Origin of the sequence: Candidatus Effluviviaceae Genus V sp. (genome assembly GCA_014728125.1) — a bacterium.
Taxonomy (GTDB): domain Bacteria; phylum Joyebacterota; class Joyebacteria; order Joyebacterales; family Joyebacteraceae; genus WJMD01.
Genome location: WJMD01000031.1, coordinates 1 through 9,886, shown reverse-complemented (window position 1 = coordinate 9,886; position 9,886 = coordinate 1). Strand labels below are relative to the sequence as shown.

At 66.5% G+C, this 9,886-nt stretch carries 9 protein-coding genes; 6 read left to right on the top strand and 3 right to left on the bottom strand.

The window, feature by feature from the left end; genetic code table 11:
* Both GF405_01720 and GF405_01715 read right to left on the bottom strand, forming a co-directional pair.
* Positions 1-860, bottom strand: an 860-nt coding sequence (locus tag GF405_01720; GenBank protein ID MBD3366875.1) for a disulfide reductase, incomplete at its 3' end; no start/stop codon positions are given.
* A 19-nt stretch (positions 861-879) separates the two neighbouring features.
* On the bottom strand, positions 880-1,293 hold the full coding sequence (locus GF405_01715) for a 4Fe-4S dicluster domain-containing protein (protein MBD3366874.1): 414 nt from the start codon (positions 1,291-1,293) through the stop codon (positions 880-882).
* Positions 1,294-1,893: 600 nt separating this feature from the next.
* Between GF405_01715 and GF405_01710 the strand changes: the two genes are divergently transcribed.
* The 6 genes from GF405_01710 to GF405_01685 all read left to right on the top strand — a co-directional run bounded on the left by GF405_01710 (position 1,894) and on the right by GF405_01685 (position 9,010).
* Positions 1,894-2,913 (top strand): fructose-bisphosphate aldolase class I, encoded by a 1,020-nt coding sequence (locus GF405_01710; GenBank protein ID MBD3366873.1) that lies wholly within the window; start codon positions 1,894-1,896, stop codon positions 2,911-2,913.
* 159 nt (positions 2,914-3,072) lie between these two features.
* The gene (locus tag GF405_01705) at positions 3,073-4,389 is read left to right on the top strand and encodes a deoxyribodipyrimidine photolyase (protein MBD3366872.1); all 1,317 of its coding nucleotides are present in this window, start codon (positions 3,073-3,075) and stop codon (positions 4,387-4,389) included.
* A gap of 34 nt (positions 4,390-4,423) precedes the next feature.
* The gene (locus GF405_01700) at positions 4,424-5,395 is read left to right on the top strand and encodes a DUF1722 domain-containing protein (GenBank protein ID MBD3366871.1); all 972 of its coding nucleotides are present in this window, start codon (positions 4,424-4,426) and stop codon (positions 5,393-5,395) included.
* Between the two features lie 17 nt (positions 5,396-5,412).
* Positions 5,413-5,910 carry a hypothetical protein gene (locus GF405_01695; protein MBD3366870.1) on the top strand — a complete coding sequence of 166 codons (498 nt, stop codon included), beginning with the start codon at positions 5,413-5,415 and terminating at the stop codon, positions 5,908-5,910.
* Positions 5,911-6,008: 98 nt separating this feature from the next.
* A complete protein-coding gene (locus GF405_01690; protein MBD3366869.1) occupies positions 6,009-8,093 on the top strand; it encodes a DUF255 domain-containing protein in 2,085 nt (694 codons plus the stop codon).
* Positions 8,093-9,010 (top strand): GNAT family N-acetyltransferase, encoded by a 918-nt coding sequence (locus tag GF405_01685; protein ID MBD3366868.1) that lies wholly within the window; start codon positions 8,093-8,095, stop codon positions 9,008-9,010. The genes GF405_01690 and GF405_01685 overlap by 1 nt, the downstream gene beginning before the upstream one ends.
* Here GF405_01685 and GF405_01680 read toward each other — a convergent pair.
* Positions 9,007-9,886: diguanylate cyclase (locus tag GF405_01680; protein MBD3366867.1), on the bottom strand; the 880-nt coding region annotated here is incomplete at its 5' end. The genes GF405_01685 and GF405_01680 overlap by 4 nt on opposite strands.

The following is a 9,886-nucleotide window of genomic DNA, read 5'->3' as shown; positions in this document are numbered from 1 at the left end:
GTGAAGTCGAGGTACTTCTCATCAACTCCGAGCGCCACGCCCAGAAGCTGCGTGAAGTAGATGACGGGGATCTTCTCGAAGCCCTTGACGCGCTCGGCGATCTCCTGCTGCTTCCTGTCGAGGTTGTACTGGCAGAGAGGACAGGTCGTGACGATCACGTCGGCGCCCCGCTTGACGGCTGACCCGACGACCGTCCTGGAGCATGATACGGCGATCTCCTCGTCGTTGACGATCTGGAAACCGCCGCAGCACTCGGACTTCATCGGAAAGTCGACGACGTCACACCCCATCGCCTCCAGAAGCCCCTCGAAGATGGTCGGCTGTTCCGGATCGTCGAACTCGAGTTCCTTTGCGGGCCGGAGAAGCATGCACCCGTAGTACGGTGCCACCTTCAGATCTCCGAGGCTCTCCTTGACGCGTTTCTTCACCTCGTCGTAGCCGACGACGTCGCGCAGAAACTCGATGTAGTGCAGCACGTCGACCTGCCCGAGGTAGTCGTCCCCCGTGAAACTCTCGATCCCCTCACGACGCTCCGTATCGGCCTTGAGGAAGAGATTGGCCTTTTCCCGCTTCTCGGGATCCTCCTTCATGACCTTGTTCGCGCGTTTGAGGACGTGATAGCAGAACGAGCAGAGCGTCACGACCTTGTCGCCCATCCTCGAGGCGTACGACAGATTCCTGACCGGTGCCAGGATCTCCATGACGCTGTCGGTGACGAGCGGAAAGACCGCGCCGCAGCACGTCCAGATCGGCATCTCGTCGAGCTCGAACCCGAGCGCCTTCGCGCTCTCCTTTGCCGACATATCGAAGTCCCGGGCCCTCTCGTGCAGCGTGCATCCCGGGTAGTATGGGATCTTCATTCCGGCCTCCGGTCCTTCCTCAACCGTTGAGCTTCCTCAGAGCCCCGACGACGCCCATCTGCGGAGCGTCCGACACCATCACCGGCGTGACCTCGTCCGCGTCCACCTGCGGGTGCGACAGACGGCGTCTCAGCACGATCGCGCGGAGCGCGTCGCAGATGCTCGAGAACTCCACGCCCCTTGGACAGCGCGACGCGCACTGGAGGCACGAGGCGCAGATCCAGATCGTCTTCGACTCGAGCACCGGCTCGAGCTGTCCGAGCTGGAGCAAACGGATGACCTCGCTCGGAACGATGTCCATGTCCTCGACCACCGGGCAGCCGGCCGAACACCTGCCGCACTGGTAGCACGCGCCGAGGTTCTGACCCGACAGCTCAACGACCTTCTGGATGAGCTCGTCCTTAATCATGTCTCCGGTCAGCTTGATCCTCATCTTCCCTCCGGCAACCCTGGTCCTCGGATGCGGGACGTCCCTCCGAACCTCCGGGAGCGCCCGGTGCGCATATGAACATGGGTAGGTGAATCCACCTACCCGCTACGCGATCAGGTCAATGAGCGCGCCGCCGCACCATCGTCCGTGTACGAGAAGGCCGGTACTGGGCTTCCCCCCGCGCCCGCACACCACCGATCGAACCCGCCTCTTCCATGAAGTCCGTACGAGCCGAGCTATCCCGACTGGCTCGCCATTCACCTATTCGACAAACAATCACCGCAGTGCCGGACAGACGGCGCCACGGTGACCAGACTCGCAAGAGGATACTAGAGAACGGGGCCGAATGTCAACCTGGAAACGCCCGTTCCGTGGCCGCATCACACATCCTCGAACGTCCGGTCGGTGGCCGCATCACACATCCTCGAACGTCCGGTCGGCGGCCGCATCATACATCCTCGAACGCCCGGACGGCGGCCGTCGCTGGTTCGGTTTGACAGGTCCGCTGCGCCCCGCGTAGAGTGGCGCAATGGATGGGACGAAGGCGGTCGCCGCAGCGGCGCCCGCACAACAACATGACGCAGGATCATCCGGGAGCAACACATGACACAGGACAACCTCCGCTCGGTCGCCCGGGCGCTCGTCGCGCCGGGCAAGGGCATTCTCGCCGCCGACGAAAGCACGGGGACCATCAGGAAGCGGCTCGACAGCATCGACGTCGAGTCGACCGAGACGACCAGACAGCAGTACAGGAACCTGCTCTTCACAACGGAGGGCATCGACTCGTTCATATCGGGCGTCATCCTCTTCGACGAGACCATCCGCCAGTCGAGCGACGACGGTACGGCGTTCCCCCGCCTCCTGTCCGAGCGCGGCATAGTGCCCGGCATCAAGGTCGACCGCGGCGCCAAGCCGCTTGCGGGCCACGAGGGCGAGCGGGTGACGGAGGGGCTCGACGGGCTCCGGGACCGTCTCGAGGAGTACCGCTCGCTCGGAGCCGGGTTCGCGAAGTGGCGCGCAGTCATCACGATCGGCGACGGCATCCCGACCGTCGCCTGCATCGAGGCCAACGCGCATGCGCTCGCGTGCTACGCGGCACTGTGCCAGGAGGCCGGCCTCGTGCCCATCGTGGAGCCGGAGGTCCTGATGGACGGGCCACACAGCATGGCGCGCTGCGAACAGGTCACGGAGGCGACGCTCAGAAGTGTGTACGGTTCGCTCGCACAACAGGACGTCGTGCTCGAGGGGACGCTTCTCAAGCCGAACATGGTCCTGCCGGGCAGCGACTCGGCGGAAACGGCATCCCCTGAGAAGATCGCCGAGGCGACGGTCCGCTGCTTCCGCCGCGTCGTCCCCGCCGCCGTGCCGGGCATCGTCTTCCTCTCCGGTGGTCAGTCGCCGGAGGAGGCCACCGCGAACCTCAACGCGATGAACGCGATGGGCGAGCATCCGTGGCAGCTGAGTTTCTCGTACGGACGCGCCCTCCAGCAGCCGGTGCTTCAGGCGTGGCGCGGCGACGAGTCCAGGGTGCCCGCAGCTCAGAAGGCATTCTACCGGCGTGCCGAGCTCAACGGGGCGGCCCGCTCCGGGCGCTACACGAGCGACATGGAGTCGAGCGGCTAGAACGCTCATCGAGGCGCGGAAACGAGCGGCTCGGACGTTCGTCGAAGCGGAGCCGTACGGAGACAGTTGCTCGAGGGAGGACCTCGCTTGATCCAGAAGGAACGTGTCCACGTCCTCAACCCGGCCGACATCGCCGACGGGCGCTACGTTCTCTACTGGATGCAGCAGTCGCAGCGGCCGCGCTGGAACCACGCCCTCACATACGCGGCGCGCGAGGCCGACCGCCTGGGACTTCCGGTCGTGGCGGTCTTCGGCATCACGCGGCGCTTCCCCGAGGCGCGGCGGCGGCACTATCTCTTCATGCTCGACGGGCTGCGGGAGACCGCCGAGGCACTGGCTGAACGCGGTATTCCCCTCGTCGTCCGCGGCGCCCCGCCGCCCGACGCGGCGCTCGGTCTGGCGGACGACGCAGCGCTCGTCGTGACCGACGTCGGCTATCTGAGGGTCCAGCGCTCGTGGCGGGCACGGGTCGCGTCGCGGGCCCCCGCGCGCGTCGTGGCCGTCGAGTCCGACGCCGTCGTTCCTATCAGGACCGCCTCATCGAAAGAGGAGTATGCCGCCAGGACGATCCGACCGAGGATCCACGAGCACCTCGACCGCTTCCTTCAACCGCTCGAGGAGACGACGCCCTCGAGGGACGCCCTCGACATGGCGTTCGACGGGCTGCCGCTCGACGATCCACCCGCCCTCGCCGAGGAGCTGGGCCTGCCCACGAGGGTGGGCGGCCGCTCGCGCTTCCGCGGAGGCCCGACCGAGGCGCGCGAGCGCCTTAAGGCCTTCATCCACCACGGACTGCGCGGCTACGACGACGGACGAAGCGATCCGGGAGTGGAGCAGGTATCCCATCTCTCCCCCTATCTTCACTTCGGGCAGATCTCACCCGTCGAGATAGCCCTCGGGGTCGAGTCGGCCCGCGGCACGAAGCGCGAGGACAAGGAGGCCTTCCTCGAGGAACTCATCGTACGCCGCGAGCTGTCGATGAACTTCTGCTGGTACAACGATGACTACGACTCCTTCGACTGCCTGCCCGACTGGGCGGCCGGGACGCTCGCGGCCCACGCCGGCGATGAGCGGGATACGGTCTACTCGGAGCGCGATTTCGAGCGCGGTGAGACGCACGACACATACTGGAACGCTGCCCAGCGGGAGATGCTCGCCACCGGCAAGATGCACCCCTACATGCGGATGTACTGGGGGAAGAAGATCATCGAGTGGACCCGCTCGCCCGAACGGGCGTTCGAGATCGCCGTGATGCTCAACAACCGGTACGAGCTGGACGGCCGGGACCCGAACTCGTTCGCGGGGGTCGCCTGGTGCTTCGGCAAGCACGACCGCCCGTGGAAGGAGCGCGCGGTCTTCGGCCAGATCAGATGGATGAGCGCCGCGGGTCTCGAGAGGAAGTTCGACATGCCCGCCTACCTGAAACGTGTCGATGAACTCGAAGACGAGGAACGGGAGCGGGCCGCCGAACGGTGACGCGCCCGCGGTCGTTCGGAAGGGAGCGAACGGGATGGCCGGTCGGACGAATGCCGATGACGACAGACCGAGGCTCGGCATCAGTACGTGTCTCCTCGGAGAGTCAGTGCGTTACGACGGCGGTCACAAGAGGGACCGGTTCCTGACGGACACCTTCGGCAAGTACGTCGACTGGGTCCCGGTCTGTCCGGAGGTCGAATGCGGGCTGCCCATCCCGAGGGAGTCGATGCACCTCGAGGGCGACCCGGACGACCCGAGGCTGGTGACGTCGAGAACCAACGTCGATCTGACCGACAAGATGAAGACGTGGGCACGGAAGCGCATTCGCGAGCTCGGGAAGGAGAACCTCTCCGGGTTCATCTTCAAGGCGAACTCGCCGAGCTCCGGCATGGAACGCGTCAAGGTCTTCGACGAGAAGGGCATGCCGCACAAGGTCGGTTCCGGCGTCTTCGCCCGCATGTTCATGGACCACTTCTCCCTGCTTCCGGTCGAGGAGGAGGGCAGGCTGCACGACCCAGTGCTCAGGGAGAACTTCATCGAGAGCGTCTTCTGCCTGAAGCGATATCGCGACGCCACGGGGACCAGGCGGTCGGCCAGGGCGCTCATCGACTTCCATGCGGCGCACAAGCTCCAGCTGATGGCTCACAGCCCGAAGATCCTGAAGGAGATGGGACAGCTCGTGGCGCGTCAGAAGGAGCTCAAGCGCTCGGAGCTCTTCGACGCCTACGAGGCGCTGCTGATCAGGGCGCTCAGGACCAAGCCGACGCCCGGGAAGAACGCGAACGTTCTCCAGCACGCACTCGGCTACTTCAAGAAGGAGCTCACGCCGGACGAGAAACGTGAGGCGCTCGAGGTCATCGAATCCTACAGGAAGGAGATCGTCCCGCTCATCGTGCCTGTCACCCTGATCGGTCACTACGCTCGCAAGTACGAGCCGGAGTATCTTTCCCGGCAGACGTTCCTGAGTCCCCACCCCGGCGAGCTCAAGCTGAGGAACCACGCCTGACCCGACTGGAGAGACCGATGAGAACGAAGATGATGATCACTTTGACCGCCGTCGTCCTGCTCGCGGCTGGAGCACTCATCGTCCACGCCGAGGGAACCGGCGGCGACGCACCCGCCGCGGTCGATGCCGCTCCCGCTGAGATATCGCAGGCGGCCGCCGATTCTGCAGCGGCGGCCCGGGAGATGGAGGTGGCGAAGCTCATGGTACAGCGCTGCGCGCAGTGCCACGGCGAGGGACGTCCCGCGGCGGGCCTGAGCCTCGAGCGGGTCGACTTCCCGGGATCGATGGTCGGCGTCCCGAGCACGCAGATCGACACCCTGCTCCTGGTCGAGCCCGGCCGCCCCGAGCGGAGCTACCTCGTCTGGAAGCTGCGGGGCTTTGACGACATCACCGGAAGCCGGATGCCGATGGGACCGAAGCCGCTCCCCGAGGGACAGATCCAGCTGGTCGATGACTGGATCGAGAAGCTCCCGGAGCCGGCCCCTCAGGACACGACGGAGGTCCGGACGGAGTAGGACGACCCGATCATTCCGCACCCTGTGTTGCGGCGGGGCCGTCGTCGAGGACCGAGCGGCTCCGTCGCGACCGTTCTTCTGGAAGAACGGATGACACCATGCCGAAGAGGACCAACCGGCTGGCGGGCGAACAGAGTCCCTACCTGCTGCAGCATGCGACGAACCCGGTCGACTGGTATCCATGGGGCGAGGCGGCGTTCGAACGCGCCCGGAGCGAGAGCAAGCCGCTCTTTATCTCGATAGGCTACGCGGCCTGCCACTGGTGCCACGTCATGGAGCGGGAGTCGTTCGAGGATCCGGAGACGGCCGCGCTCCTGAACGGGGCTTTCGTCTGCGTCAAGGTCGATCGCGAGGAGCGCCCAGACGTCGACCGCGTCTACATGGACGTCGCAATGATGATGACCGGCCGCGGCGGCTGGCCGCTCACGGTCATCGCCTCACCGGACGGAACGCCCTTCTTCGCCGCCACCTACATTCCCAGGGAGAGCCGCTTCGGCAGTCCCGGGCTCAAGGAACTCGTCCCCAAGATCGTCGAGCTCTACAGGGATTCACCCCGGGAGATCGACCGCATCACCGGGCAGGTCCGCGACGCGCTGCGGAGTCCGACGGCGCCTCCACCGGGCGAGCCCGACGAGGGTCTGCTGGCGCTGGCGCGCGACGAGCTGAGGTCGCAGTTCGACGAGCGCAACGCAGGGTTCGGGGAGGCGCCGAAGTTCCCATCACCCCACCAGCTGATGTTCCTTCTGAGGTGGTGGAAGAGGACGGGCGACCGCGCGTCGCTCAACATGACAGTGCGCACGCTCGACGCGATGGGGCGCGGCGGCATCCACGACCATCTGGAGGGCGGCTTCCACCGGTACTCGACCGACGACCGGTGGCACCTCCCACACTTCGAGAAGATGCTGTACGACCAGGCGCTCATCGCGCTCGCCTCGGCCGAGACGTTCCAGGCGACCGGAGAGGAGCGCTTCGCGGCGCTCGCGCGCACGACGCTTCGCTACGTCGTCACGAGACTCGGCGCTCCCGACGGCGGGTTCTTCTGTTCGGAGGACGCCGACAGCGAGGGCGGCGAGGGCCGCTTCTACCTCTGGTCGCTCGATGAGGTCCGTGACGTCCTCGGTGAGGAGGCCGACATCCTCGTCAGAGCGCACGGGCTCACGGACGAGGGGAACGCGGTCGACGAGGCGACGGGAAAGCCGACCGGCGCGAACGTGCTGGGTGCGGGCGAGTCGCTCGACTCGCTGGCCCGCTCGCTCGACCTCACCACGGACGAGGCCGCGACACGACTCGAGCACGCCCGCGTGCGTCTGCTCGAGGTCCGCGAGCAGCGTGCGCGCCCGCCGCTCGACGACAAGGTCCTGACAGACTGGAACGGACTCATCATCGCCTCGCTCGCGTTCACGGCGCGCGCAACCGGGGAGCCGGACTTCGCCGAGGAGGCCGAGCGCGCCGCATCGTTCATCCTCTCAACGATGCGCTCCGGAGACCGCCTTCTCCACCGATACCGCAACGGCGACGCCGGTGTGCGCGGCAACCTCGACGACTACGCGTTCCTCGTGTGGGGCCTGATGGAGCTCCACGCGGCGACGCAGAGGCCGGCGCTCCTGGACGTCGCGCTCGAGCTCACGGCCTCGATGCTCGAGCACTTCAGCGATCCGTCGGGCGGGTTTCACTTCACGCCCGACGATGGCGAGAAGCTGGTCGCCCGACCGAAGGAGATCTACGACGGGGCGCTCCCATCCGGGAACTCCGTCGCCGTCATGAACCTCGCGCGCCTGGCGCGGTTGACGGGCCGTCCCGAGCTCGAGGAGGTCGCGATCCGGGCCGCACGCTCGGCCACGGGCGCCGTGCGCCTGCACCCGTCGGGTTACGGCTATCTCCTCTGCGGCATCGACCACCTCATCGGGCCGACGGCGGAGGTCGTCATCGCGGGGCGGCGGGACGGCGAAGACACCCGCGCGTTCACCGAGGCACTGAACGGCTCATTCCTGCCGAGGACGTGCGTTCTGGTAAAGGAAGGCGACGACGTTCTCCGGATCGCTCCCTGGGCGCGCGAGCTCCGAACGGACGACGGCCGCGCGACGGCGGCGGTCTGCCGGGCTGGGGCGTGCGGCCTCCCCGTCACTGAGCCCGGAGTGATGATGAACGCACTGACGAACGTCGGGGACTCGACGGAGGGCTGATGCCGGGAGAGCGTTCCATCGATGTTCATCCCCTCCGGCCGGGCGAGGAGACGCTCTGGCTTTCGGTGGCATCGGCGCCGGGCGAGATCGCGGTCCGGCGACCCAGCTTCACCGATCTCGTCGGCGGAGAGGAGCACCGCGACAGGCGGTGTCACCTGATCGCCGTGGACGAGGGACGCGCGGCGGGCAGGCTGACCGGCACGTTCCTCAATCCGAGGCTCTATTTCATCCAGGAGATCCTGAGCAACGAACCGGACGTGTTCGGAGACGTGGCCGAGGCCTTCGGCTCCCATCTCGCACGCTCCTTCGGACCGGAGCGAGTCGAGATTCTCTCGTGGGAACGCGACGACCTCGCAGAGATGAACCAGGCTCTTCTGCGCTCGGGCTTCCGTGTCGGACGTCGCAAGGTCTTCGTCGAACGGGACCTCTCCGGCGTCGAGGCGCCTGATGCGGGACCGTTCACCTACATCTCCCTCGCCCAGACGGGAGAGCCGAGGTTCGTCGAGATCATGTCCCGGGCCGCCGAGGGCGACCCGTTCGAGGACGTCGCGGCGCGAGACCCGATGACGGATTTCCGCGAACTGGTTGAGTATGCGGGTGAGATGTTCGACCCGACGTGGTGGAAGGTCGCGAGGAGGAACGGTCGGACGGTCGGGGTCGTTCTTCCGCAGCGCTTCCCCGGTCCGAGGAATGAGGGAACGCTCTTCTACATGGGGATCGTGCCGGAGCGGCGAAACGAGGGGCTCGGAAGAGCGCTTCACAGGGCAGGGCTGGCGTTCCTGGCGCAGGCGGGCGTCGAGCGCTACATCGGCTCGACCGACGACAGGAACGTCCCGATGCTCAGGATCTTCGATGCGAACGACTGCGTGAGAAAGGGTATCCAGCTTTTCCTGACGGCCGGCGGAGGGAACGTCTAGCTCTCGACGGCGCCCCGCGGCAACCTGCCGCCCAATCCGCCGGTTCCGGCGGCGGCGTGCGACCGCTTCTCCTCGTACATCGCCTCGTCTGCCTCCGAGATCACCTCCGTCACGGACGACAGGTCGTACGGCTCCCATCTCGAGAACCCCATCGACAGATCGAAGTCGACCTCCTCCGGGATCCCGCTCGCGGCGCGCCACCGCTCGAAGGCCTCCCGGATGCGCTCGCAGACCGGCTCGGGGTCGCGTGTCAGGCCCGGCATCATGATGAGGAACTCGTCTCCTCCGTAGCGCACGACGATCTCGGACGTCCGCACCTGTCCGACGAGGAACCGCGCAACGCCCCGAAGGACGTCGTCGCCCGTCGCGTGTCCGTAGGTGTCGTTGATCTCCTTGAAACGATCGATGTCGAGCATGAGGAATCCGATCGGCTCGCCGGAACGACGCGAGCGTTCGATCTCCCGTTCGACCGCCTCATCGAAGTAGTTCCTGTTGTAGAGACCAGTGAGCCTGTCGCGGATCGCCTCCTCGTGAAGCTGGCTCTCCAGTCTGATCCGCCCGACGGCCTGCTTCGCGTGGTCCAGCAGGAGGTCGAGCATCCGGACGTCGTCGGTCGTGAAGGCGCCCCGCTTCATCGAGAAGCAGTGCAGCACGCCGATCCCCTCGATGGGCATCGAGATGCCATGCTCGAACCCCTCTGGCGCCGGCATGCCGCCGGGGACGTCGCCCTTCCCAAAGAGCTGCATACTGCCGGTCACGTATGCCTCTCCCAGGTGCCCGGCATCCTCGATCCTGACCGGCTCCGGACTGCCCTCGCGACCCCGACAGCACGTCGCCGCGAGTGAGAGATAGCCGTCCCGCTCGACGAAGAAGCCG

Coding starts and splice junctions, on each gene's coding strand:
- GF405_01715 (MBD3366874.1), bottom strand. CDS start 1,293: ATGAGGATCAAGCTGACCGGAGACATGATTAAGGACGAGCTCATCCAG.
- GF405_01710 (MBD3366873.1), top strand. CDS start 1,894: ATGACACAGGACAACCTCCGCTCGGTCGCCCGGGCGCTCGTCGCGCCG.
- GF405_01705 (MBD3366872.1), top strand. CDS start 3,073: ATGCAGCAGTCGCAGCGGCCGCGCTGGAACCACGCCCTCACATACGCG.
- GF405_01700 (MBD3366871.1), top strand. CDS start 4,424: ATGGCCGGTCGGACGAATGCCGATGACGACAGACCGAGGCTCGGCATC.
- GF405_01695 (MBD3366870.1), top strand. CDS start 5,413: ATGAGAACGAAGATGATGATCACTTTGACCGCCGTCGTCCTGCTCGCG.
- GF405_01690 (MBD3366869.1), top strand. CDS start 6,009: ATGCCGAAGAGGACCAACCGGCTGGCGGGCGAACAGAGTCCCTACCTG.
- GF405_01685 (MBD3366868.1), top strand. CDS start 8,093: ATGCCGGGAGAGCGTTCCATCGATGTTCATCCCCTCCGGCCGGGCGAG.